Raw genomic sequence first — 23,176 nt, forward strand, 5'->3', positions numbered from 1 at the left:
GAGGGAAGTACCGACCGGCGGCAACAATTTCGAACCGGGCTGCTTTCTTTACTGCGTGAAGCCAGACTTTGACTACTTACTCGCCGGAGGCGGCGCCGCGGGCCTGAGCCTGGCTTACCACATCAGCCGAGAGCCCCGGCTGCGCAATCAGCGTGTAGTGTTAATAGAGCCGGCCGCTAAAGACCAAAATGACCGAACCTGGTCGTTCTGGACCGCTGCGCCCACCCTCTTCGACTCAATTGTGGCGCACGAGTGGCCGCAGCTGGCATTTCGGAGTCCCACCTTCGAGCAGATATTTAAGCTACAGCGCTACCGCTACAAGATGATTCGGGGGCTGGACTTCTACCGGTTTGTACGGGCTGAGCTGGCCCAGAATCCGCAGTTTACCTTTGTCCAAGCATCGGTTGAAACCCTAACAAACACTCCAGAGGGCGTTACGGCCACTACTACGGCCGGTACCTATACGGCCCGCTACGCCTTCGATAGTCGGCCGCCGCAGCTGGCCAAACAGCCCGAGAAACACCGGTATCTGTTGCAACACTTCGTGGGGTGGGAGGTCGAGACCGAGCACGACGTATTCGACCCCACCACGGCTGAGTTCATGGACTTTCGGGGGCCGCAGCAGCAGGAAGCCCGGTTTATTTACGTGCTGCCATTCGGTCCGCGTAAGGCGCTGGTTGAGTACACGCTATTTTCCGAAGAGCTGTTGCCCAAGGCTGAATACGAAGCAGCCCTTGATGACTACCTGCGCACCACACTAGGGCTGGCCTCTTACCGCCGGCTCAGTGAAGAAGTTGGGGCTATTCCCATGACTGACCACCGCTTGTCTGCTCAGGCCGGCCCGCACATTATCAACCTGGGCACCCGCGCCGGGCGGGCCAAACCCAGCACGGGCTATGCCTTCATGCGGATTCAGGAGCATAGTGCCCGATTGGTACAAGCCCTGGCTGCCACCGGCCAGCCGCCCCAAAACCTTACTGGCGACCAGCCCCAATTCCACCTCTTCGATACGCTGCTGCTGGACATTATGAAACGCCGCGGTGAACTGACCCGCGACATTTTCACGGAGTTGTTCCAACGCAACCCCGTCGAGCGAATCCTGAGTTTCTTGGATGAGCAGACGGGGTGGCACGACAACTTCCGCATCATGAATTCTGTGACGCCCTGGCCATTTTTGCAATCTATCTGGCACGTATTGCGCGGTCGGCCGGGCCAACGGTAGGGTAGCCCCCAGGGCAGTGTGAGCAGCGCCTGTCGATGGTAAAATCAGCACAGGTACTTATCTTTTTTGCTATTCAGGCAAAAATAAATCAGCCTTGGATACAAAATGTGGTGGCTGGTATAGTGCTGTTTATAAGTGGTTTATTACAAGTAATTGTTGAGCTTTAACTGTTGGTAAATACTCTTTGCAAAACATTCTGTTTAAAGTTTTGTCTACTAAACTTAAACAAAACAACCCGCGTAGCGTAAGCATGCAGCCAGGATATAGCTTTTGTGATGACCTTACGGAGTAGTCACTAATTGCAAATCCATAAGCCCTGCCGCTTACGTATGATTACTTGCTTGAGGGGTATTTGCCTGAAAAGCAGGTTGCTGAAGAATAAGTAGCGTTTTACCTGCCTGGTGAACGAAATGCAGATTTTCGTCCTAGCAGTCCCTTCCGATAAAGAAGACGCGTGATTTCACCGCGTCGGAGTTTATAAACCCTAATTACCTTTTGTATGCTGCACGTTTCCGCGCTGGTAGGCTTTGCCTTGTTGTTTGCTGGACCAAGTGCTCTGGCCCAGACCTTGGTCAGCACCGATGCTGATAAGGATTTCGGTGCTGAAGCCTCCACCCGGCTGAATTGCCAGCCCCTGGCCGGGCAGGTAACGGATGTCAATGGTTTGCCGGTCATTGGTGCCACGTTGTTCCTGAAAGGGACCTCTAATGCCTACATCACCGATGAAAAGGGCAATTTCGAGATTACGGCACCTGTTTCTCAAAAGCAGATAGTGGCCGTAGAAGCCGCCGGATACTTGCCTTCCCTCATCACGCTGACTACCTGCAAGCTGCCTGACATCGTGTTGGAGCGCGACCCAACCGTGCGAATCAAGCGAAGCGGTAAAAAGGCGGGCCAGATAGTACGCTATGGCGATGCCTACCGGCAGTAGCTTCTATATGCTGGATTTGGTAATAATCCGAGGTAAGCTTAACGCCAATAAATGAGCGAGTTTACTACAAGGTTCGATTAATGCAATTAATATAGCCCTGGCTCTATTTTGATGATATATCATCAGCCAAGGCCGAAATGCAGCTCGACAGTAGCAAATTCCTTGCATTCCGCCTCAAAAAACCGGTTTTCTTCTAAAGAGGGATAAGTTCCCTTTAACGAGTGATTCCTCACTTTCGCCGAATAGTAATAAATGAAGCAGATTATTCATTCTACATTTCGGAGTTCAAAATCATTTGTTGGTTTTGTCCTAATTATTGAGCAGCTAGGTCTGCTCTGACCTCCCTTTCGCCTAATGGATACACGTATACCCTCGTTGCCGACCCGGGCTTTTGCCGGGGCCGTCCTACTTTTTCTTGCCTTTGCCACTGCCTGTACCTATACCAAAGGGGAGGAGCCCAGCCCGTGTACTGACACGACGCCCGTAACCTACCAGGCCGTTATTTCTCCCATTTTCGATGCCAACTGCCGGGCTTGTCATGGCAGTGGAGTATACCAGCAGTTGGGTGGCGGTAACGACTACAGCACCTACCAGGGAATCAAGAATCAGTCGGCTTCGCTTATTCTGGGCTGCATTCAGCACCAGCCCGGGTATAATCCTATGCCCAAGGGGCTTGCTAAGATTTCCCCTTGCGACATAGCCAAGATCAAGGCTTGGATTGAAGCTGGCCAGCCCAACAACTAGCGCGTGGCTACCTGCGGAGTACCGCCTACTGCCCCGCCCGACTCAATTCCTTCTCGCTGCTTATGCCCCCTTTCCATGAAGAGGCTCGTGTCCTTAGTGCTTATTCCGTTGCTTTTAGCGGCCGCTCCGGCCAGCTTTGGGCAAGGCAAATTCATGACCAAGACGGGCCGGGTTACCTTTTTCTCAACCAGCATCATTGAGGATATTGAGGCTATTAACAACGCAACGGCGGCAGTCATTGACCTTAATACCAGTCAGTTAGCTTTTTCGGTGCCGATTAAAGATTTCACGTTCAAGCGCACCCTGATGCAGGAGCACTTCAACGAGAACTACATGGAATCGGGCAAATACCCGCGGGCCACCTTTACGGGCCATTTTGTCGGTCTCGATGGGACTGTTCTGGGTACGGCGGGAGCTCACCAAGTGAAAGCGGAAGGCGACTTAACCCTGCACGGCGTGACGCATCATGTCACGGTGCCCGGCACACTGGAAATGAAAAACGGTCAGCTCCAGGCCTTCGCCTTGTTTAGCGTGGCGCCGGCCGATTACGGGATTGAAATTCCGCTGCTGGTGCGCGAGAACATTGCCAAAATAGTAAGCATCCGGGTGATTCTGATTGGGGACCCGGTGAGCGGCTCGGCCGCTCCCGTTTCGCGCTCAGCTTCTCCTAACTAATTTTCTAACACGGGGTTACCCATATGACAACACTTCAACGCACGGGTTCTTTTTTCTTTGGTTTGGCAGTTCTCCTGCTATTGGCGCCGGTAGCACACGCTCAGACCGACCTGCTGGGGCAGCTTGAGAAAGAGACAGTTGATCCGCAGAAGCGCGAGGTAGTGGCGGCTACTTTCAAAGGCACGCACATCATCAATTCGCAGTCGGTAGAAAACCCTGGGAAGGGCACAATGGCCTTTTTGATTCAGCACCGCTTCGGTACGCTGAACAGCGGAGCCTACAACTTCTTTGGCCTCGACCAAGCCGTGCTGCGTTTGAGCTTCGAGTACGGACTGACCAGCCGCTTAGCAGTCGGTGTGGGCCGCAGCTCCCAGGAAAAAACGTACGACGGGTTCGTGAAGTACCGGGCCATTCAGCAGTCGACCGGGGCGCGGGCTATGCCGGTTTCGGTGACGCTTTTTGCCTCCACGGCCATTAACACGCTGAAGTTTAACGCCTCGCCTGACCAGCAACGGACGACTGCTTCGCGGATGACATACGCGTACCAGGCTCTGATTGCGCGCAAGTTCAGCCCCGAGTTGTCGATACAACTCATGCCGACCCTTATTCACCGCAACTACGTGGCCACGGCCCCCGAGGAAAACGATGTGTATGCCCTGGGCGGGGCTCTGCGCCAGAAGATTACCAAGCGCACGGCCCTGACGGCCGACTACTACTATCTGTTTCCGGGAAATACGGCTTCCAATTTCCGCAATGCTCTGGGGTTAGGCGTCGACCTGGAAACCGGTGGACACGTCTTTCAGCTGCACGTGACCAACTCGCTGGGCATGACCGAGAAGTTCTTTGTGCCCGAAACCACCGGCAAGTTTTTCTCCGGCGACCTGTATTTCGGCTTCACGGTGGCCCGCAACTTCACGGTTCGGCCCCAGATTTAATCTATCCTTCTTTTCTGGTTATGAAACTGCAGCACCTTTTGCGCCCCCGGGCGTGGAAAGTAGGTGTGTTGGCTTTGCTTGCGCTATTGGTTTGGGGTAGCTGGACCGAGCCCAGTCTGCACGAGTACGCACCGACAACCGAATTCATTACCCTAAGCGCCCCAGATCTGCGCCCCGGACCGGCCGCTGAGCGGCTTCAGGCCCGCACCCAGGCCCTGCCCGGCGTAACGGCCTGCGCTCTGCGCCCCGATAAGCAGCTGTTAACCGTGGCGTATCATCCCGATGAGCTTACGGCCGATGAACTGAGCCAGCAGCTCGGGCTGAGGCCCTTGCCTACAGTGGCCCCCGACCCCGCGGAACGGCAGTGCCCGGTGCCGCCGGGGTATGTGCTAGCCCTGGAGCGGGTCCGGTTTGCCCTGAATCTGCGCCGGCTGTTCGTGTCGTTGTAGGCTGCCGGCCTGGGCCAATTCTGCCTTTTCCAACCCTTTATACCCATTTATAACACCTGATGAAAAACACCTTACTCCTGGCTAGCCTGTTGGCCGGCACGTTTGTGCTCGGCTCCTGCGGCAAAGATGAAACCGAGGCGGCGGCTCCCACGCTGTACGACCGGTTGGGTAAAACCGAAGGCATTGCCAAAATCGTCGATGGCCTGATTGCCAACGTAGGTGCCGAAACGACGACGGCGAATTCGGTTATGCTCCGCTCGCACAAGCCCATGCTCGACGCGGTGAATGGCATAAACGGCCAGTCTCCCACCGACCCGACCCGCCTGCAGCGCCTGCGCAACAACTTTATTGACCAGTTGGGAGAAGCCACCGGCGGCCCATTGACCTACAAAGGCAAAAGCATGCTCGTGGCCCACACCGGCATGAACGTGACGGCCCTGGAGTTCAGCGTGTGGCACAAGCAGCTCGAAGCCTCCTTGGCTTCGAACGGCGTGTCGGAGTCCGATAAAGCAGCGGTGTACGCCATTGTCGACAAGATGGAAGGTGACGTGGTAGGCCACTAAACCGACTTTGCCCACCTTGGCCCCGGCATGTGTCGGGCCAAGTATGGGTAAAAGTACCTGCCCACGTAGGTATGCGTAGCGTGCCCCTGGCAAGCAGTATTGAGCTACTACAGTTCTCGAATTCTATTCAACGCAAGGCTTCCACAACCTTACAGCGCCGCCGAAAGGCTATACCGCGGGTTGTGCGCCATCAGTACCGAAAGCATGGAAGATTTGCGTGAGAGAAATAGCGAAATGGAGTTCTCGGCAACGGCTCAGAAGCTGGAAAACGCACTGGAACAGTTGCGGCAGGAAGAAATGCGGCGCTACGGCAAAAAGCTCAAGCCCGAAGAAACCGGCCTGCTGGAAGAAATGACCAAGTCCTTGCTGCAAAGGGTGCTCAGGCAGCCCTTGCTGCAGTTGCAGGCCGCCTGCTGCCGGGGCGAAACCGGCCCGTTAATGGACTCTCTTACGGAGCTATTTGATCTGAAAGACCACCCGGCTGCCACTGCCTAAGGGACAGCCGGCCGGGTGCAAGCTGCCGCCATGGATACCGAGAAATTTGATGAGCTGATGCGGCAGGCAGCGGAGCACTATCCGGAGCAGACGGATGCCGACGCGGGCTGGCAACTGCTACTATCCAAGTTCGACCAAGCCACCTCTTCACCCACCCAGCTTTTACCCGACTGTCGCTTGTAACACTCATGCGGCGTTATCGGATGGCATACCCAACCAAGCTTTCCTCACTTTCCAGAAACTCCCGCTCGGCCTGCACTACGGCTGGCGACAGAGCCTGAAGCTGCGGCTCGGGGCGGGAAAGGTTCAGCAGATAGCCGGGCAGCACGGCCAGGTTGTCGAGGTCGTGGGTGATACAGAGAATGGTCTTGCCGGCCTGCGTAACCCACTCGTGCAGCAAGTCGAAGATGCGGCGGCGATAGTACACGTCGAGCTGCTGGGTGGGCTCGTCGAGCAGGTAAAGGCCCGCATCCTGCAAAGCCAGCTGGGCCAGCCACACCAGCTGCTGCTCCCCACCCGAGAGTTGGGTAAAGTCGCGGTGGGAAAGGTGAGCAGCCCCCACGCGCTGCAGAGCAGCTTCGGCCAACTCATAATCCTGTTTGCTATAAGAACTCAGAAAGCTGTGGTGCCGAAAACGGCCCATCACGACCAGTTCGCGCACTTCAATCGGGAAGCCTACTGAGCTGCGCTGGGGTAGGTGAGCCAGCAAGCCCGTAGCGGCGGGGCGGCGCACCTGGCGCAAGTCCTGGCCGGCTACCTGCACGGTGCCTTGGTAGGAAATCTGACCGGTGAGGGCCCGGAACAGCGTGGTTTTGCCGCAGCCGTTGTGCCCGATGATGGCCACGAAGGCCGGCTTGGGCAGGCACAAAAAAAGGTTGCGGAGCAGAACGCGCTGTTCGTACCCCGCAACCAGATTTTCAATCGTTAGAGCTGAGAACTGAGACATCAGAACGGAGAAGTAGTCTGGGTTCTAGAAGCTAAGTTCTGAGTTCTTCTTTCTTAGTATTCGTCCTCGTTGAACATGAAGTCTTCTTTGGTCGGGTAATCCGGCCACACTTCTTCGATGTTCTCGTAAGGTTGGCCATCATCTTCCAAGGCCTGCAGGTTCTCTACTACTTCCATCGGGGCGCCCGAGCGGATAGAGTAGTCAATGAGTTCATCCTTGGTGGCAGGCCAGGGGGCATCTTCCAGATACGAAGCCAGTTCGAGGGTCCAATACATAGTCGTGTGTGCTACAAAAAAAGGTTGGCAAAAGTAGTGTTAAAAAGGAATCGGTGAGCCGCCTACTTGCATGACACGGCCCGGGGTGGATGGTTGCTTCAGCAGGACAACGTAAAATACCGCCGAATGTTGGGCTACGCAACCAAGCGGCGCCGTAAGATTTCGATGAGCTCAGTTTTCGTCCGGATTTTGCGGTCAAAGGCGCGCACTTTGCCCTGCAGCATGGTTCGGAACGTGTCGTTGCCGGGCGAGTCGCTGAGCTTGCCCAGATTTTCCTCCAGCGTCACGCGCTCCTGCTGGTCCGACTTGATAAAGTCGCGCAGGGCCTGGATCCGGGTATTGACCTGGTCTTCCTTGGATAGAACCTCGGGGCTGCCCGCCTGGCGCTTACGGATAAAGTGCTCCAAGGCGCTCATTTCAAACACCTTGTCGCAGGCCAGGATGAAGGCTTCCCACACCCGGTCCGATTCCTCGCCGCGCACGGGACCCACCTTTTTCCAGGCGGCCTGCAGCTCTTTGGCGCGGGCTACGGCCTCGTTCATAGGGCGGTTGAGCAGGGCATCAGCTTCGGCAACTAGGGCGCGCTTGCGGCTCAGGTTGTCGTCGGGGCCACTGCCGCCGGCCGTCACGGTGTCGACGCGCTTGGTGCTGATGTGCTCTTTTAGGCGCTCGAAGAAGTGGTTGTGGGCCGCCCGGAAGCGAGTCCAGAGCTCATTGGCCTGTTTGCGCGGCAACGAGCCCCCAACTTCTTTCCACTCCTGCTGCAGCTGCTTCAGCTTGGCAGTGGTGCCTTCGAAGTCGTCGGAGTTTTGCAGGGCTTCCGACTTATGGATGAGCTCCTTGTACTTGTCGAAGACGCGGTTGGTCATGGCCTTTTTCTGGGCCATGAAGTCCTTTTTCTTGACGAAGAATTCTTCTACCGCGTCGCGGAAGCGGTTTTCCAACTCCTCGGTAATCTGCTTATCTACCGGGCCGGTCTTGATCCAGGCTTGGCGCAGGTCCTTGAGCTTGTCGCCGGCGGCCTGCCAGTCGATGGTGTCGCGCAGGGCTTCGGTTTCCTGAATCAGGCTGATTTTGGTGGCCAGGTTTTTTTCCCGGTTGCGGGCAATGGTCACCTTAATATTCTCCTCGGCCTCAGTGAGGCGGCGGTGCAGGCTTTCGAAGTCGCCAAGGCCGTCGTAGGTGGCGGTTTGCTCTTTCAGGTGCAGGGCCTTCATCAGGAAAGAGCCCTTATTCTCGGACTCCTCCATCTTGTGCAGGAGCTCGTCGACTTTGGCGCGGAAGTTCTCGAAACGTTGGGTGAAATACAGCAGCGCAGCTTCCTCCGTGTCTTTTACCAGGCCGATTTGCCGGGCCGGCAAATCCATAACGGGTCGTAGCCACACCTGGTCGCCCTCGATGTAGCCATAACGGCGAGCTTCGGCCAGTAAGTGGTCTTGTGGTTCCATAAACTAATAACGCAGGGCGAATAGGGTGAAGTGGGGGTTCAGAGCGGAAATATGTACAAGATTTACGGCATGCCTAACAGTTCCATCGGTTTTTTACCGGCGGCCGGCTAATCGGCGGAATCTTACGCCGGGCTGCCTACCTTTGGCGAGCAAACCTGAACGCTTCGGCGGCCAGAGAAGCCGAACCGCAGAGCTGCTCTTGAATGGTAGGCTACGCACTGGCAGCCTGCACGGTTATGACATTCATGGTAATGCGCCGCCGGCTACTAAGGAATGCAGCCACGGCAAACAGAACAGGTTAGGGTACCTCAATGAGCCCGCAAAATATCGAGTATTACCAAATACCCAACTGTTTAACATTTCCGGCGCCATCGTTTGACATTTTTTACGCCCTAAATTCGGCCGCCGGACCCGGCCTGCGGGTAGCGGCCGGCTGCTTGGGCAAGTGCCCCTCTCTTCGTACGTTTACCTAAGGGCCCTGAGGCCCTACTACTTCCAACTTCCTTCCATGAGCGACCAGACGATTATCTTTTCGATGGCCGGCGTGACCAAAGTCTACCCGCCGCAAAAAACAGTTCTCAAAAATATTTACCTCTCGTTTTTCTACGGGGCCAAAATCGGGGTGCTCGGCCTCAACGGCTCAGGTAAGTCCAGCCTGCTCAAAGTCATTGCCGGCGTCGACAAGCAGTTTCAGGGCGAAGTGGTTTGGTCGCCGGGCTACACGGTGGGCTACCTGGAACAGGAACCCCAGCTCGACCCCACCAAGACGGTGCTGGAAGTAGTGCAGGAAGGTACCGCCGAAACCGTGGCCTTGCTCAAGGAATTCGACGAAATCAACGAGGCCTTTGGAGCCGAGGATGCCGACTTCGACAAGCTGCTGGAGCGCCAGGGTACTGTGCAGGAGCGCCTCGATCAGCTCGATGCCTGGAACCTGGACTCCAAGCTGGAGCGGGCCATGGACGCCCTGCGCACCCCCGACGCCGACGCCATCATCGGTAACCTCTCAGGCGGGGAAAAGCGCCGGGTAGCGTTGTGCCGCCTCTTGTTGCAGGAACCCGACGTGCTTTTGCTCGACGAACCCACCAACCACCTCGACGCCGAGAGCGTGCTGTGGCTGGAGCAGCACTTGCAGCAGTATAAAGGCACCGTCATTGCCGTAACCCACGACCGGTACTTCCTCGACAACGTGGCCGGCTGGATTCTGGAGCTGGACCGCGGCGAAGGTATTCCGTGGAAAGGCAACTACTCTTCGTGGCTGGAGCAGAAGTCGAACCGCCTGGCTCAGGAGGAGAAGACCGAGAGCAAGCGCCACAAAACTCTGCAGCGGGAGCTGGAGTGGGTACGTATGGCCCCCAAAGCCCGGCAGGCCAAGAGCAAAGCCCGCCTCGCCAGCTACGACAAAATGGTGAACGAGGACGCCAAGGAGAAAGAGCAGAAGCTCGAACTCTTCATCCCGGACGGTCCGCGCCTGGGTTCCCAGGTAATCGAGGCCGAGGGGCTGACCAAGGCGTTTGGCAATAAGTTATTGTTCGAAAACCTGAGCTTCCAGTTGCCCCAGGGCGGTATCGTGGGCATCATCGGGCCCAACGGCGCGGGTAAGACCACCTTGTTCCGCCTCATCACGGGCCAGATGCAGCCCGACGCCGGCACCTTCGAAGTGGGCCCCACGGTGCAGACGGCTTACGTAGACCAGCAGCACGACACGCTGGAGCCCAACAAGTCAGTATTCGAAACCATTTCGGGCGGCACCGAAACTATGCTGCTGGCCGGCCGGCCAGTGAATGCCCGGGCCTACGTAAGCAACTTCAACTTCCGCGGCGGCGACCAGGAAAAGAAAGTAGGCAGCCTTTCGGGCGGGGAGCGGAACCGGGTGCACCTGGCCACCACCCTGAAGCAGGGCGCCAACCTGCTGCTGCTCGACGAACCCACCAACGACCTGGACGTGAATGCCATCCGGGCCCTGGAAGATGCGCTGGAGAACTTCGCCGGCTGTGCCGTTATCATCAGTCACGACCGGTGGTTCCTGGACCGCCTGGCCACCCACATCCTGGCCTTCGAGGGCGACTCGCAGGTAGTGTGGTTCGAGGGCAACTTCTCGGATTATGAGGAAGCCAAAAAGAAGCGCCTGGGGGATGTCGAGCCCAAGCGGGTTCGGTATAAGAGCCTGGGGTAAGTAGCATTGATCTGATAATCAAATCTGCTTTTGCTTATTAGATGAACAGCCATCTGGCTAGAGAAGCGCGCTTCTCTAGCCAGATGGCTGTTTTGCGTTTTATTATCTGGCTGCAGCTTTTCGAGAAATTGGTCTTAGAAAAGGAAGCTTCAAGCTGTCTTGTCCGTCTCAGTTTATAGGATTTATACTGCTTTTTGGAATCGGGAATTAAGGCAATGACAGAAGCTGACAAGCAGAATAGGGATTAGAAGCAACCTACCTGGATGGGAGTTGCAGGCGACCTACAAATTTCTACTTGCAGTGGGTGTGTTATACGGTGTCTTTTCGATTGTATTGTGTAGTATACCGCTGCCGTCTAACAAAACGCGTTATACTGCTTCCTATGCACTAACGAGGGTGGATAGTTCACGTAACCTGCTGCTCATCCTTTGGAGTAGTACTACCGCCAGTACTGCGGTTACGGCGCGAAAAGCCCATCCCAATTCTTAGAGTACTCTAGGAATTGGGATGGGCTTTTTTGGGGTTGGACCGAACCGCTTAGGTTCTGTGATGAAGTCCTACTTCAAGCTCATCCGGTAGCACTTCGGCGGACTGCTGATATAAGTCTGAGGGCTTGTTGAGGCTCATTGAGTATGCTAAGGTTTGCACATGCTACTTTATTTGAAATCCAGCATTTAGGCTTATGCTTAGTCTATCCCATGCACTGCTTTCTTCGTTCTGCGAATTCAGCAGGTCCAGAATCTGGAAATTTAGACCTGCTACAACGTTACGTGGAGCTCCTTTCTTTGCCAAATAAATACCCGCAGCCGGATTAAGCCGGACTTTATAGCTATCAAGATAATTGGCCCTGAAGTGCAAGGCCGCAAAAATGGGAGGTGTTTCGCTGCTGCTGTCGGCTGCTGCTTGCCGATTCAGGAGTAGTGCTATGTCTCCATTCAAGTTGCTGTTGAATAGATTCTTTTTATACTCAGTAATATCGAAAGCCGTTTTGGATTTGACGGCTGTATTACCATTAAGAGAAGTGGAGTTCAGAAAGATGCTTTTAGTTGATAATTCTTCAATGTTGTTACTGTACCCAAAATTCGCTCCTACTCCATAAAGTAGGTTGCCTACGTAGCCAAACCTACCGATCTCTGCTTTCCAGCCGGTAGAGCTCTTGGCGTATACTACATCTTTAGTACGGGTCAAATCATATACCTCTGATCTGTCTAAAGAAATATTCGCAGAAAAATAGGTTTCGTATGCTTCCCCCTCTTCGTCTGTTTTGATGGGTGCTGGCAAGCTGTTTTTTAAGCCATAATACAAGCCCAGCTGGCCATCTACTAAGAAGCCATCCTCATTCTTAAGGGCTGATACACCTTCGTTAGCTTTTAGCTTGGCTAAAATACCTAATCGTTCAAACTTGTCATAGCCAGCCTTTGACTTAGGTGTAGTTGATCGACGCTGAAATGTGTTAAAGTCCAGCGCTATATTAGGGTCGGCAGTATTGACAGTAATGCTATTTTTAAAAGCCTTAATTGACGATTCTCCTTTGCTGTCTTCAAAGATAGATGTCTGAGCATAACTACTGTGAGCAGCAAAACAAAGAGCGAAACATAAACAAGCAAGCTTTTTCATACTTCGGCTGTTTTATTTAAAATTCTTACTTCCTTTAATATTTGCTCTGCTTTTTATTTTGGCTCCTGTTATGCCACTTATTTCAATGCTTCTTCCATCGTCATTTCGCGTTATCGTGCATTTAAATCTTGTTCCACTGAATGCGACGACATACAGTGAATAATCAAGCGTGTCGTCAACCGGCAGAGTGACCTTTTTAGACCATTTAGTGTCAGTAGTTGGGTCAAGTTTATGTTCAATAGTTTCGCTCGGATCTTCCAGGTAAATGGAGGCGTTGTCAATGGTGCCTTCCCCTTCCAATTCAATGGTAAGTGCTGCCATAAGTGTGTTTCATTTGAAGATGAATGTGATGGATAGCAACCGGGAGCTACTGCGAGTAAGCTAAATAGCTAATGGTTGCAGTGTGCTGCCTCGTTAGCTCAGCTGATGCGTCGTGTCCTCTACTGTTACTTCCAGTGTGAGGGGAAGCCCTGCAAAGCCGCCGGCGGAAGTGGTGATAGATACTACCCTCGTAGTGTGCAGAATATCGCTGCCCTGGACTTCCCCGGGTTGGGCCTTCAGATCATGGAGGGCGTTTTGTAGGGCTTCCTCGAAGGAAAGACGAACGGACTTGCCCGTGCCCTGGCGCTTTGGGGGCAAACCGGTAGCCTCATCGGTTCTTGCCGGGGAGGCAAAAGCCGCGAAAAGAGACGGGTCTGGTAGGTTGGGGAAAGGGAAGGCGGTTACCTGGGTGCGGATAGGCTCGGGGATGCCACCGATTTCTACCTGGTTCGTCTTGGCCAAGATTACAACGTTCGTGGCGGCCAGCGGTAGATTTTTGAACGTGTGGGTGGCGGATAGGGACGTCAGTACGTCCGGGACAAGCTCACCAGGATCGGGTGGGGTGGCCACAAACTCGAATTCTAGGCTCGTGAGTGTATCGGCTGCATCCTCATCAAAGAGGGGCTCCAGATGGGCGTTCGTCCAGCCGGGTGTGGCGGCCTGGCCGCTAGCCCGAAGCTCCAGGCGTGGCGGCAAAATCAGGAGGGGCGACAGGGCAAATTCTGCTTTGTCGACGGAAAGAACCCGAGTACTCATGCTCAAAGAAAGTGAGAGGTAGAAAGCAAGAAAGTATACCAGTGCAAGTGGGCCAAAGGGAGTTGGCCAAACCCAGTTGCTACGCTTTTACTGCTAGCTAGTGAGACGGCTACGGAAGCGGAACAGCTGTTTGGAGTGGGGCAGTGAAAGGTTGAGCCGGCGCTCAAACGGCTGCCGCTTGCGCTGTTTGAGCCAACGCTTCCAAACCGCCTATAGAAGGTGCGTAGAAGTACTCGCCGCCGCGCAGGGTTACGAACTGCTCGAAGCCGGCCTGCGCTGTAGTGGCGTTGTCCCAGGAAGTGGGAAAGGTGAGCTTGGGGCGATTTCCCTGCCCGATGATGGGGTCGAGGCCAACGGTGCCGTGGCCAAAGAGAAAGTTTTCGTTGTTGGACCAGGACCGCTGCAGAAATTCGAACTGCTGACCAATGTTGCGCTGATAGCACATAAACAGCAGGCCGGCTTCCCGCCGATTCTGGGCATCGTCGCGGCTGCCGTAGGGAATGCCGCGGCGGGTGATACGGTGCTTGAGCTCCAGGGCATCCTTGGTTTCGCCCCGCGGATTCATCTTGCGGATGTGAGCGTGAAACGGGCATTTAGAGCCCGCTGTATCGGCTGTGTAATCGAAGTCGTTGGTAAAAGCAGGCTTATTGTCGATCTGGTCGGTGCGGGACATGGTCACGGGGGTGCCATTCTCGAAGCGCCCTACCAGCATGGCACCGGCCCGCTCGGGGTTATCCAAGTCCAGGGCGTCGGGGTGGTCTTCGGTTTTGGGTCCGCCCAAGGCTTTCTCGGCATCTTTGAACCCAGGTACATTCTGCTCCAGCTTACGAAATACCAAGAAGCTGCCCCAGGAATTGGGCTGCTGGCTTAGCGCATCGGGTACTAGGACTAGCTCCTCGGCACCCAACTGCGTGTCCAGGCTGTGAGGCTTGGGGCCGTTGGTGTCATCCTTCAGGTACAGGGGCTGGCTCAGGCCATCGGCATAGCCGAAATGCTCAATGTCGTGCGGCTCCTCGGCCGGACCTTCTTTCAGGCGCTTACCCTGTTCCTGCACCCGAATCCGGATACCCAGGTCGGTAGCTCGGGTTTCAATACCGGCGACAGCCTGCTCCAGTTCAAGGACTTGGTCGTCGGCTAGTAGCAGCAGAGCGTGAATGGGGCTGGCCGTAGTGGGGCCGCTGCGCCAGCCGGCATCCCAGTTGCTAAGGGCAGGATCAGACAGCTGGCTACCGGCTAGGTCACGCATACCGGCGGCAAAGGCTCCATCCCGTCCACGTCCCGGAGCTTGATTCGTGGCTTCCTGGGGCATAGCGGGCACTTGCAGGTGCTTCAGACCGGCCGCGGTAAACAGCAGGCTGGCAAAAAGCCCTGCATCGAAGGTTGAGCCTTGTTCCTTGGCCTGGCGCAGTTTCTGCCGGTCAAGCAACTGCTGCTCTGTGGAAATAATGCGGGGGGTGCCATTGCCTCCATTCAGGAGCTGAACAATCCACTGCCGGGCTTTGGCAGTATCGACGAACTCGACAAACAACAGGGTGACGTTTTCACGGCCATGGCCTTTCAGGATGTTTCCTTGGGCCTTGCCGTAGCGTTTGATAGCGTCTTCGGGGGAAATAAGAGCAGACATTGTTGTACGGAATAAGGATGAGTTGGCTTCCAAAATTCGCCTACTCCTAAGGCTTTTACTTCCGTGCTACCACTGAAATTTGGGCCTTAGTTTTCAGGTGCTTAGGGGAAGGGGCTCATACCTAAAACAGCCGCCAGAAATGCTTCCAGCGGCTGTTTTAGGTATGAAACTCAAGAAGCAAAACCCGTCGGTTTATGCGCTGCCGCCAGCAGCCGGTACTAGCTCATCGGGCAGCACCTCGGCCTGGAAGCCAGCTGTGCGGAGTAGCATAATAAGCTCGGCGGCCGAAATGAAGTCGGTAGCAGACTCGATGCGCAGAATATTGTCGCAGTCGTCCAGGTCGAAATTGGCCCGGTACTGGGCAAAGGTCCGGTGAATCTGCTGGAGCAGTAGCCGGGCGTGGTGCCGGGTCTGAACGTTGGTTTTAAAGACTTCTACCATAACGCAGCGTGTAGGAGATAGTAGATAAGGCACGGGCAAGCTTAGGCCACGCTGAGCTGGGATTTGGGCTCAGCTAGGGCCTGGGTCCGGCGTTGGTTGGTGCGGTACGACACGGCAATGATGAGAAAACCCACCCCAATCGGCAGCCACTGGGCCACTGGGTCGCCCACCGACAGGCCCGAGTACATAGCCCCGGCCAAATCGAAGACAAAGCCGGCGTAGGCCCATTCGCGCAGGTGCGGAAAGCCGGGCACCAGCAAAGCCAGCACTCCCAGAATTTTGGCCACACCCAGAAACGGCAGCAGGTAAGCCGGATAGCCTAGGTGCTGGAGCCCTTCCACGGCCTCAGGCGTGCTAAGCACGTTGATAATGCCCGACATAAGCATCATGGCGCAGAAGAAGCCGGTCGAAACCCAGTAGAGAATGTTGGTCGTTTTCATGGCAAAAGTCAGGTATAGGGTTGGACAGTGAAGAAAATCGGTTGGCAAAACCAGGTCGAATACTAACACTAGTAGTGACGAGCCCGGGTTTAGGAGTTGATTGCCAACAAATTTAGTAACACTGCCCCCGCCAGAGTAGGGCCGATTCCGACTTATTGCGGGTGTATTGCGACAAGTTAATATTTACTATCTCATGTCTGGGCGGCCTGACTACAAGCCCGTTGTGCGGTAAGGTGAATTAATTTGCCAAGCCTCACGCGGCGGTTTGCTGCGCAAGCGGCCAACTGTTGTAGGGCCGGTGGAAGGCCACTACAGCACGACGGCCCAACCGGGGAGTTCCGGTTGGGCCGTCGTTGGGCGGAGTGCTAGGCCAGGTACAGGCGGGGGCTACCGCTGCCGCTGTCGGCCGGTGCTAGCCAGCTGATGCTGGTTGAGGTAAGTTTCCAGAGCCGCCAGCCAAGCCTTTTCGCCGGCCGGCACAGCTATAACCGGATTGGTTTTGGCAAGCTCACGGCCATCGGTCAAGGCTACGGGCTCCGGCTGGGCCGCAGTAGAATCCTGGGGTGCAGGGGGCGTCCTGGCTGGTTGCTGGGGCTCTGCGATCCGCCCGCGACTTTTGTAGCGCAGGTAAGCGTAGTTCGCGTTTTCTAAGTGGGGGCGGGTTGGGGCAGTATTGTCTTTGCCCGGCGTTTGCTCGGTGAGGTTGCCGATAAGTAAGTCAATTTTTCGGTTGCGGAGCGCGCGGTAAAGCTGCTGCTCGCTGCCGGGCACCCACTCTACGTTGGCCGACAGCTGGCGGGCCAGCCCGGTAATAAGCACCGCATCCGGGCCCTGGGGCAAAATAGAAGACGGGTTCTTCTGGCCCGGGGTAGCAGGCGTGTAGCCGACCCGGAGCACCGTGCCCCGGACCCGAGCCAAAGTACCCTGCGCGGCGCCGGGTGCCCGGTCGACCATCTTCTCGTACAGTCCGTCACCCAACGACATCAGGTAAATCATACTGCTTACGGTCAGTAAGCAACCACTAATCAGGAGTAGTTTCATAGCAGACAGGGTTAGGTTAATGGTGAGTATTTGCAAGTACGGGAGAATAAGGAGAAGTAAAGTGCTTATTTTTCAAGGGATAAATCCGGCTAAGCCGGCAAGTAATACCGCGGTGGCCGCTCAGCAAACAAGCAGAGACGGCTGAAGCAATTCAGTTGAATCTGCTTGTTTACCTGGTGTTTCGGTCGCGCTCCTTAGTGAGGCATGTGGCTGATTTTGGCTTCGTCTAGGTCGAGCTGGGCTTCCTGGTGGCGCAGCATTTCTTCCTCAAATACGTCTTCCTGCCGCAGTACGAACAGCTCCTCCCGCTGCACTTGCAGCACGTCGAGCAGTACCTGATGGTAGCGCTGCAGGGCCCGGCGCTTGGTTTCGTCGTAGTCCAGGGCTTCGAGCAGGTTGCCGGTGCGCTGGGCTTCGGCCTGCATGCGGTGCTGCAGGGCGCTAATCATCTCATTGTCCCGGATATCGTCGGCGTACTCCCGGGCCAGATGGGCCAGGGCGACGTGGCGCAGGCGCAGGCGGATACCGGCTTCCTGCTCGTCGGTGGGCATACGCTCCTCGGTGTCGGCCACCCGGGTCAGGCGGATGATGGCGGGCAGGGTCAGGCCCTGAAACACGAGCGTCACCAGAATTACGACGAAGGTGATGAACAGAATTAGGTTGCGCTGCGGAAACGCCTGCCCATTGCTCAGTAGCAGAGGTACCGAGAGAGCCGAGGCCAACGACACCACCCCCCGCATGCCGGCCCAGCCGATGATAACCGGGCCCTGCCAGCCGGGGCTGGTTTCCTGGGTCCGGATGCTGCGGAACAGCCAGCGCGGTACAAAGGCCGCCGGGAACATCCAGACCAGCCGAATGATAATGACAATAGCGCTGATAATGAGGCTGTAGGTAATGGCTTGCTGCAGGGAGTAGTTGCCCAAACCCTGCACGGCTACCGGCAGCTCCAGCCCGATGAGGATGAAGACCAAGCCATTGAGAGCAAATCCAACGCTGGTCCACACGCTGTTGGTTTGCAGGCGGGTGTCGGCGTCGAAGACCCGGTGCGAGTGATAAGACAGCATCAGCCCGCCGCTGACCACGGCCAGCACGCCCGAGAAGTGGAATTCCTCGGCCAGCAGGTACATCACGTAGGGCGCCAGGAAGGTCAGCACGGTGTTGATGCTGGGCGTGGTGGGTAAGTAGCGGTGAATCAGGTAGAAGCCGTAGCCCACGGCCAGCCCGACGACCAGGCCCAGGCCGCTGGCCAGCACGAAGCTGGTGGTGGCTTCGTGCCAGGAAAACGTGCCCGATACCACCGCGGCCAGGGCAAAGCGGAACACGATCAGGCTGCTGGCATCGTTGATCAGACTCTCGCCCTCCAGGATGGCCGTTACCTGCCGCGGTACTTTAATGCCCTTGAGCACCGAAGTGGCCGCCACTGCATCGGGTGGGGAGATGATGCCGCCCAGCAGAAACCCCAGGGCCAGCGTGAAGCCCGGAATGATGCTGCTCGACACGTAGGCCACGATGGTAGAAGTGAAGAACACCAGCCCGAAGGCCAGTAGGGCAATGGGCCTCTTCCAGCGCCAAAAGTCTTTCCACGACGTGTCCCAGGCGGCCTGGTAAAGCAGAGGCGGCAGAAAAATCAGGAAAATTAGGTCGGGGTCGACGGTGATGAGGGGCAGGCCAGGCACGAAGCTCAAAGCTAGGCCAGCCAGCACCAAGAAGATAGGGTAGGAGATGCGCAGCTTCTGGCTCAGCATCACGAGCAGCAGCATGGCAAACAGCAGGCCCAGAACCAGCAAAATTGTTTCGTGTAGGGCGTTGTTGTGCATAAGGCGAGGAAATGGTAACGGCGGGCAAACTCCGCGGCCCGAAGCCGGAAGGTAGCCGCTCGTCGGCAAAAATGCCACGAGCCGGGCCGCTGCCTGCCTATCTTGCCCCGGCCTATGCCCGACTTGCCCGCCTGCCGCACCTATTGTCGCAAGTTCAAAACCAGCTGCCCTGGTGAGGTGCAACGGTTACGTTGGGGGCCAGACCACAAGCCAAGCCGCCCCGCAAGGTCTGAACGATTTTGGTTCTGACCTTGCGGGGCGGGGCGTACCCTGGCTAGCTGTTGTTCAAGGGCGTAAGGCCTGCTGACAGCTAGCAAAGCAGGCTATGCTTGCTGTCAGCATTCCAGTAGGTTACAAAACCTCGGTAAAGAAGCGGATGCCCGGCGTAAAAAAATACTCGCCGCCGGTGGCATGCACCCAGCCCCCGGGAATCAGGAGCGGAACCTTGGTGTCGTTCTTCCGGAGCTGGATCGTGAAGTTGCTTTTGCTACCCAAAATAGCGTCGAATCCGCTGCCGCCTTTGGGCTTGTCTTCGTCGTTTACCCAGTTGTTCATCACGAATTCAAATTGATTGGTGATGGACGACTGAAAGGAAACAAACAGCAGGCCCCGTTCGGCAGCGTGGTCATCAAGCTCAGGACCGAAGGTAATACCGCGCCGGAGCATCAGGCGCTGGAAGGTTCGCTCCATGTTGCCCAGGTCGGTACCGTCGTCGCGGGGCTGCACCTTGCGGATGTGGCTGGCAAACGGACAGATATTGCCTCCAAAGTCGGCTTGGTTTAACGGGTGCGGGTCGTTGGGCAGAGGCGACGCTTGGGCGGCCGTAAAGCTGAAGTAGTTTTCGCCCTCCTGGTTAGGGCCTTGGTCGGGGCCGCGCATCACTGGCCAGCCCGAGGGCCAGCGTCCCACCAGCAGGGCCCCCAGTTGCTTCGGCGTCATATCCGGGTCGAAGCCCTGTTCTCGTAACTCGGTGGCAGCCGCCGTCAGAAACCTGTGAAAGCGGTCCACATCCTGATTCAGACGGCGGTATACCAAAAAGGAGCCGTTGCGGGCCCAGGCTGGCCCAACTGGCTCCGAGCCGGGCCGCGCCTCGGCCGGCTTATCTTTCCATTGCCCCGGATACCCAAACAGAAAGTGGCCCGGCCACACCAACTGTCGGCCTGGACTGGCATAGAGCTGGCGTTGCTGGTCAAACTGCGGGCCGGCCGGCCAGGAGCGGGGCTCGACAAAGTCGGTGGTCGCGGCGGAGGCCCGGCCCCGAATGGCAGGAAATGAAATTCCGTCGCGGAAGCCAAAATGCTCGTGCCCTGACAGGGCGCCAGGCCGCACCCGGCCGTGATCGATGTGGAGCAGCTCGAACCCATGCTGCACGGCTTGCTGAATGAGTTCCGCCTCCTGCTGCAGAATCCAGGCCTGGTCGTCGCTGGCTATGGTCAGTAGTACGGCCGGTTTGGCCGCCCCAGCGCCTACCAGCCACGTATCGGGAGCCCCAAGAGCCCCACTACCCGAACTAGGGTCGCCGATAATGCCGGCCCGGGCTTCCAGCCCCAGCTGAAAGGCTTCGTCCTCAAACTCAGCCACGCCCTCGATACCCAGGGTTTGGAGGCCCGCGGCCGAGAAAGCGCAGTTGAGAAAGAGAAAGTCCAGGTTGTTGGGTTCGTGGGCCAGCCGCCGACGCATGTGCTTCCACAGGGCGTGAGCCACGCTGACTTCGCTAGCCGAGGAAAGCCGGGGGGCCAAGGCCTTCAACCAGGCCCGGGCCGCGGTGGGCTCCGTGATGCGGAAGAAAAGAAAATGCTGATTGTCCTTTTTGAATCCAGGAAAGATGTTGCCCTGAATGTCGTCCAGCTCCAGAACGGGTTCTTCCATCATGGCAAAACAGGGTTAGCCGTTGAAAGGCTTGGGTGCCGGTGAACTACGGCGGCCGTTATCGGCGGCGAGCAAATCACCGCCGTCGTCGGGAAGCGCCACGGGGGTATCGTCTACGCACCCAATGGCGCGGGGCGGCGGCAGGCTGGCCGGGGAGCTCACCAGTACGCCCACCCGGACGTTGATACGAGCGGCAATGTGGCCCCCGAAGGCAATATTGACGCCGCCAATCTTGATGTCGGAAACACTATAGCCTTTGTCGGCCGGCACGGCAAAGCGGGCCCGCACGATATAGGCCTGATTGGGGTCGGCATGGTCGGTGCCGCGCTCCACGGTCCAGAAAGTGCTGGCCGGGGTACCGTCGGGCGTCGTCCACCCGTCCCAGTCGATGCCGCTCATGTAAAGCCCCACCGGGTTTTCAATGGTGATGAAGCGGTTTTGACGGGCAAAGCTATTGACGGCTCCGCCGATGCGCGGGTCGCTCTGCCGATTCTCGTCGCCGTACCCCGCGCACAAAATAAGGCCCAGGTCGTCGGTGATGGGAGTGCCATCGGACTTCATACGCAGAATGCAGGCGCGAGAAACGATGTTGATCTGGGCGCCCAGCGTGTTGTTTGGCTGCTGCATGTGCACGGCGTAGGCATTGTTGAACTCGTTGTGCCAGTTGTAATTGCCGTCGGCGTCCTGTAGGTCGTTGAGGGTGATAGAAGTATCATCGCAGATGCGCTGGTAAAGATCCACGAGCAATTCGGGGGCCCGGCGGTGCAGAAACTGATAGTATTCCGGTGGTTCGCTGGTAAAAAGCACCCGAATAATTTCGCCCTGGTCATTGCGCGTTACCACCCACTCGCAATATTCGTCCTGAATACGGGTAATCAGGCTGGGGTCGGTAGGAAAGGGCTGGCGGCCATCCAGGAACGTGAGCTTTTCCCGTTGGCTGCTAAACTGCTCATCGAAGCTAGTCGGCAAAGCCGACCAGAACACGTTTTCCAGCTGCGAATTGGCAGGCATGGGCATGGAGGCCGGGTTGTACACGCGCAGGTCCCGGTCGGACCGGTTCCAGCGGCGCACTTCGTTCAGAGCTGAGCTCGGTCCTGTCCCGTACAAATTTCGCTCGTAGGTATTGTTGATCATTTGGCTCCAGGCCTCGCGTAGACCCGGAACCAGGTCGAAATCGGTCAGCTTGGCGGTGGGTTCGAACTGCCACATAGGAAGGGTAATGAAAGAGTGAGACGAAAGTGCCGGATCATCTGGCCGCTCTGGTACTGCGCGGCATATCGGTTGGCGTAAGCAGGCCGAAGCCGTCCGACAACGTAAGATGCTGTTCGAAAACCGCTCGGGTATCCGTGCTACCACTGAACTTTCGGTTCGCCGCTGAGGTGAGATTCCTATACTGTCCGAAAAAGCCAGCCGCCGGTGTTCCTTACCTTGTAGGCTCCATGCTCGACCTGCCGCACTACCTCACCCGTTTCCGCAAGCTCAAGACCAGTAAGCTGGCCGGCGAGGAAGCACCCTACAAGCCAGCCCTGCTGCTGGCCGTGCTCGAAGGCCTTGAAGACGAGACAATTATTGATAACCAGATGGTCATCACGCCCGAGCTGCTGGCCGCCTTCCAAAGCAACTGCCGCGACTTAAGTACTTCCGACCGGTTTCGGGCCAACAACTTCGCTTTGCCGTTTTACCACCTTACCGGCGACGGGTTCTGGCACCTGCGCACCCACTTCGGCCAGCCCTTGGTGCTGACCTCGTCCGGCTCGCCCCGCAGCCTGGGCCACCTGCGCCGGGTGGTAGCCTACGCCGCCCTCGACGAGCCCCTGTGGTTTCTGCTCCAGGACCCAGGCACCCGCCACCTGTTTCGTGAGGCCCTCCTGGACCGTTACTTTCCCCAGACCCGCCACCTGTACCGCCCCAGTGCCGGCTCCGAGGTCCTGGGGCAACTTGGCCAGCAGATGCTGCAGGAGCCGGCCGCTGTCTACCAAACTCACCTCAACTTGAGGGATGAGGAAGACACGTTTATCCGAAGCGGGACATTTAAACGGGTAGTACTGGAAGCCTACAACTTCACCTGCGCTATTTCCGGCCTCCAGCTGATTAGCACCGGTACCACTGCCGTAGCCCCGCTGCTCGACGCCTGCCACATCGTGCCCTGGGCCATCAGCCACGACGACACCATCGGCAACGGCCTGGCTTTGACGCCCACCCTGCACCGCGCCTTCGACCGTCACCTCTTCCGCATCGACCAGAACTACCGGGTGCGGGTAGCCGCCTCCTTCCGCGAGCTGCGGGGGCAGGAGCACGGCCTGTTGCAGTTCGAAGGTCAGCAGCTGCGGCTGCCCGAGCGGCGGGAGTGGTGGCCGCGCAAGGAGGGGTTTGGGGCCTGGTAAGCAAATGCGG

Annotated in this window: 24 protein-coding genes; 11 read left to right on the forward strand and 13 right to left on the reverse strand. The window is 56.9% G+C overall.

Translation table 11 applies throughout. From position 1 onward, the window contains the following. Window positions 1-55 precede the first annotated feature (55 nt). From MUN80_RS06025 to MUN80_RS06065, 9 genes are all read left to right on the forward strand, one after another. Entirely contained in the window at window positions 56-1,222 is a 1,167-nt protein-coding gene (locus MUN80_RS06025; RefSeq protein ID WP_244720950.1) for a lycopene cyclase family protein, read from the forward strand. A gap of 499 nt (window positions 1,223-1,721) precedes the next feature. Then, the gene (locus tag MUN80_RS06030) at window positions 1,722-2,153 is read left to right on the forward strand and encodes a carboxypeptidase-like regulatory domain-containing protein (protein ID WP_244720951.1); all 432 of its coding nucleotides are present in this window, start codon (window positions 1,722-1,724) and stop codon (window positions 2,151-2,153) included. Between the two features lie 354 nt (window positions 2,154-2,507). Beyond that, window positions 2,508-2,897, forward strand: a complete 390-nt coding sequence (locus tag MUN80_RS06035) for a cytochrome c family protein (protein WP_244720952.1) — start codon at window positions 2,508-2,510, stop codon at window positions 2,895-2,897. Window positions 2,898-2,984: 87 nt separating this feature from the next. After that, window positions 2,985-3,572 (forward strand): YceI family protein, encoded by a 588-nt coding sequence (locus MUN80_RS06040; protein WP_244720953.1) that lies wholly within the window; start codon window positions 2,985-2,987, stop codon window positions 3,570-3,572. A gap of 62 nt (window positions 3,573-3,634) precedes the next feature. Next, entirely contained in the window at window positions 3,635-4,507 is an 873-nt protein-coding gene (locus tag MUN80_RS06045) for a DUF5777 family beta-barrel protein (RefSeq protein ID WP_244720954.1), read from the forward strand. A 20-nt stretch (window positions 4,508-4,527) separates the two neighbouring features. Beyond that, window positions 4,528-4,956 carry a hypothetical protein gene (locus MUN80_RS06050; protein WP_244720956.1) on the forward strand — a complete coding sequence of 143 codons (429 nt, stop codon included), beginning with the start codon at window positions 4,528-4,530 and terminating at the stop codon, window positions 4,954-4,956. 59 nt (window positions 4,957-5,015) lie between these two features. Then, the gene (locus tag MUN80_RS06055) at window positions 5,016-5,519 is read left to right on the forward strand and encodes a group I truncated hemoglobin (protein WP_244720958.1); all 504 of its coding nucleotides are present in this window, start codon (window positions 5,016-5,018) and stop codon (window positions 5,517-5,519) included. 204 nt (window positions 5,520-5,723) lie between these two features. After that, complete coding sequence (locus MUN80_RS06060; protein ID WP_244720960.1) at window positions 5,724-6,014, forward strand: glutamyl-tRNA reductase; 291 nt, start codon at window positions 5,724-5,726, stop codon at window positions 6,012-6,014. A gap of 30 nt (window positions 6,015-6,044) precedes the next feature. Continuing rightward, window positions 6,045-6,197, forward strand: a complete 153-nt coding sequence (locus MUN80_RS06065) for a hypothetical protein (protein ID WP_244720962.1) — start codon at window positions 6,045-6,047, stop codon at window positions 6,195-6,197. Between the two features lie 13 nt (window positions 6,198-6,210). Here the strand turns inward: MUN80_RS06065 and MUN80_RS06070 are convergent, their stop codons facing one another. The 3 genes from MUN80_RS06070 to MUN80_RS06080 form a co-directional block, all read right to left on the reverse strand. Beyond that, the gene (locus tag MUN80_RS06070; protein ID WP_244720965.1) at window positions 6,211-6,960 is read right to left on the reverse strand and encodes an ABC transporter ATP-binding protein; all 750 of its coding nucleotides are present in this window, start codon (window positions 6,958-6,960) and stop codon (window positions 6,211-6,213) included. A gap of 53 nt (window positions 6,961-7,013) precedes the next feature. Continuing rightward, window positions 7,014-7,235: a DUF2795 domain-containing protein gene (locus MUN80_RS06075; RefSeq protein ID WP_019948259.1), complete on the reverse strand. Its 222-nt coding sequence runs from the start codon at window positions 7,233-7,235 to the stop codon at window positions 7,014-7,016. Between the two features lie 134 nt (window positions 7,236-7,369). Next, the gene (locus MUN80_RS06080; protein WP_244720968.1) at window positions 7,370-8,683 is read right to left on the reverse strand and encodes a DUF349 domain-containing protein; all 1,314 of its coding nucleotides are present in this window, start codon (window positions 8,681-8,683) and stop codon (window positions 7,370-7,372) included. A 508-nt stretch (window positions 8,684-9,191) separates the two neighbouring features. Between MUN80_RS06080 and ettA the strand changes: the two genes are divergently transcribed. After that, entirely contained in the window at window positions 9,192-10,856 is a 1,665-nt protein-coding gene (gene ettA, locus MUN80_RS06085) for an energy-dependent translational throttle protein EttA (RefSeq protein WP_244720987.1), read from the forward strand. A gap of 651 nt (window positions 10,857-11,507) precedes the next feature. Here the strand turns inward: ettA and MUN80_RS06090 are convergent. The 10 genes from MUN80_RS06090 to MUN80_RS06135 form a co-directional block, all read right to left on the reverse strand. Next, window positions 11,508-12,473, reverse strand: coding sequence for a hypothetical protein (locus MUN80_RS06090; protein ID WP_244720990.1), 966 nt, complete (start codon window positions 12,471-12,473; stop codon window positions 11,508-11,510). Window positions 12,474-12,485: 12 nt separating this feature from the next. Then, window positions 12,486-12,794 (reverse strand): hypothetical protein, encoded by a 309-nt coding sequence (locus MUN80_RS06095; protein ID WP_244720992.1) that lies wholly within the window; start codon window positions 12,792-12,794, stop codon window positions 12,486-12,488. 93 nt (window positions 12,795-12,887) lie between these two features. Continuing rightward, complete coding sequence (locus MUN80_RS06100; protein WP_244721001.1) at window positions 12,888-13,550, reverse strand: hypothetical protein; 663 nt, start codon at window positions 13,548-13,550, stop codon at window positions 12,888-12,890. Between the two features lie 163 nt (window positions 13,551-13,713). Continuing rightward, window positions 13,714-15,174, reverse strand: a complete 1,461-nt coding sequence (locus MUN80_RS06105) for a Dyp-type peroxidase (RefSeq protein ID WP_244721007.1) — start codon at window positions 15,172-15,174, stop codon at window positions 13,714-13,716. 192 nt (window positions 15,175-15,366) lie between these two features. Next, window positions 15,367-15,615 carry a hypothetical protein gene (locus MUN80_RS06110; RefSeq protein WP_244721010.1) on the reverse strand — a complete coding sequence of 83 codons (249 nt, stop codon included), beginning with the start codon at window positions 15,613-15,615 and terminating at the stop codon, window positions 15,367-15,369. 41 nt (window positions 15,616-15,656) lie between these two features. Then, window positions 15,657-16,055 carry a DoxX family protein gene (locus MUN80_RS06115; RefSeq protein ID WP_244721012.1) on the reverse strand — a complete coding sequence of 133 codons (399 nt, stop codon included), beginning with the start codon at window positions 16,053-16,055 and terminating at the stop codon, window positions 15,657-15,659. Window positions 16,056-16,442: 387 nt separating this feature from the next. Further along, window positions 16,443-17,096: a transporter substrate-binding domain-containing protein gene (locus MUN80_RS06120; RefSeq protein ID WP_244721014.1), complete on the reverse strand. Its 654-nt coding sequence runs from the start codon at window positions 17,094-17,096 to the stop codon at window positions 16,443-16,445. Window positions 17,097-17,290: 194 nt separating this feature from the next. Further along, window positions 17,291-18,913, reverse strand: a complete 1,623-nt coding sequence (locus MUN80_RS06125) for a Na+/H+ antiporter (protein ID WP_244721016.1) — start codon at window positions 18,911-18,913, stop codon at window positions 17,291-17,293. A gap of 351 nt (window positions 18,914-19,264) precedes the next feature. Continuing rightward, the gene (locus MUN80_RS06130) at window positions 19,265-20,785 is read right to left on the reverse strand and encodes a Dyp-type peroxidase (protein ID WP_244721018.1); all 1,521 of its coding nucleotides are present in this window, start codon (window positions 20,783-20,785) and stop codon (window positions 19,265-19,267) included. A 12-nt stretch (window positions 20,786-20,797) separates the two neighbouring features. Continuing rightward, on the reverse strand, window positions 20,798-21,991 hold the full coding sequence (locus MUN80_RS06135) for a DUF8225 domain-containing protein (RefSeq protein ID WP_244721020.1): 1,194 nt from the start codon (window positions 21,989-21,991) through the stop codon (window positions 20,798-20,800). Window positions 21,992-22,221: 230 nt separating this feature from the next. Here MUN80_RS06135 and MUN80_RS06140 point away from each other — a divergent pair, with 230 nt between their 5' ends. Continuing rightward, complete coding sequence (locus tag MUN80_RS06140) at window positions 22,222-23,166, forward strand: HNH endonuclease (RefSeq protein WP_244721021.1); 945 nt, start codon at window positions 22,222-22,224, stop codon at window positions 23,164-23,166. Window positions 23,167-23,176: the final 10 nt, after the last annotated feature.

The sequence above is a fragment of the Hymenobacter cellulosivorans genome, assembly GCF_022919135.1.
Taxonomy (GTDB): domain Bacteria; phylum Bacteroidota; class Bacteroidia; order Cytophagales; family Hymenobacteraceae; genus Hymenobacter; species Hymenobacter cellulosivorans.

Coding starts and splice junctions, on each gene's coding strand:
- MUN80_RS06030 (WP_244720951.1), top strand. CDS start 1,722: ATGCTGCACGTTTCCGCGCTGGTAGGCTTTGCCTTGTTGTTTGCTGGA.
- MUN80_RS06035 (WP_244720952.1), top strand. CDS start 2,508: ATGGATACACGTATACCCTCGTTGCCGACCCGGGCTTTTGCCGGGGCC.
- MUN80_RS06050 (WP_244720956.1), top strand. CDS start 4,528: ATGAAACTGCAGCACCTTTTGCGCCCCCGGGCGTGGAAAGTAGGTGTG.
- MUN80_RS06055 (WP_244720958.1), top strand. CDS start 5,016: ATGAAAAACACCTTACTCCTGGCTAGCCTGTTGGCCGGCACGTTTGTG.
- MUN80_RS06060 (WP_244720960.1), top strand. CDS start 5,724: ATGGAAGATTTGCGTGAGAGAAATAGCGAAATGGAGTTCTCGGCAACG.
- MUN80_RS06065 (WP_244720962.1), top strand. CDS start 6,045: ATGGATACCGAGAAATTTGATGAGCTGATGCGGCAGGCAGCGGAGCAC.
- MUN80_RS06070 (WP_244720965.1), bottom strand. CDS start 6,960: ATGTCTCAGTTCTCAGCTCTAACGATTGAAAATCTGGTTGCGGGGTAC.
- MUN80_RS06075 (WP_019948259.1), bottom strand. CDS start 7,235: ATGTATTGGACCCTCGAACTGGCTTCGTATCTGGAAGATGCCCCCTGG.
- MUN80_RS06080 (WP_244720968.1), bottom strand. CDS start 8,683: ATGGAACCACAAGACCACTTACTGGCCGAAGCTCGCCGTTATGGCTAC.
- ettA (WP_244720987.1), top strand. CDS start 9,192: ATGAGCGACCAGACGATTATCTTTTCGATGGCCGGCGTGACCAAAGTC.
- MUN80_RS06090 (WP_244720990.1), bottom strand. CDS start 12,473: ATGAAAAAGCTTGCTTGTTTATGTTTCGCTCTTTGTTTTGCTGCTCAC.
- MUN80_RS06095 (WP_244720992.1), bottom strand. CDS start 12,794: ATGGCAGCACTTACCATTGAATTGGAAGGGGAAGGCACCATTGACAAC.
- MUN80_RS06100 (WP_244721001.1), bottom strand. CDS start 13,550: ATGAGTACTCGGGTTCTTTCCGTCGACAAAGCAGAATTTGCCCTGTCG.
- MUN80_RS06105 (WP_244721007.1), bottom strand. CDS start 15,174: ATGTCTGCTCTTATTTCCCCCGAAGACGCTATCAAACGCTACGGCAAG.
- MUN80_RS06110 (WP_244721010.1), bottom strand. CDS start 15,615: ATGGTAGAAGTCTTTAAAACCAACGTTCAGACCCGGCACCACGCCCGG.
- MUN80_RS06115 (WP_244721012.1), bottom strand. CDS start 16,055: ATGAAAACGACCAACATTCTCTACTGGGTTTCGACCGGCTTCTTCTGC.
- MUN80_RS06120 (WP_244721014.1), bottom strand. CDS start 17,096: ATGAAACTACTCCTGATTAGTGGTTGCTTACTGACCGTAAGCAGTATG.
- MUN80_RS06125 (WP_244721016.1), bottom strand. CDS start 18,913: ATGCACAACAACGCCCTACACGAAACAATTTTGCTGGTTCTGGGCCTG.
- MUN80_RS06130 (WP_244721018.1), bottom strand. CDS start 20,785: ATGATGGAAGAACCCGTTCTGGAGCTGGACGACATTCAGGGCAACATC.
- MUN80_RS06135 (WP_244721020.1), bottom strand. CDS start 21,991: ATGTGGCAGTTCGAACCCACCGCCAAGCTGACCGATTTCGACCTGGTT.
- MUN80_RS06140 (WP_244721021.1), top strand. CDS start 22,222: ATGCTCGACCTGCCGCACTACCTCACCCGTTTCCGCAAGCTCAAGACC.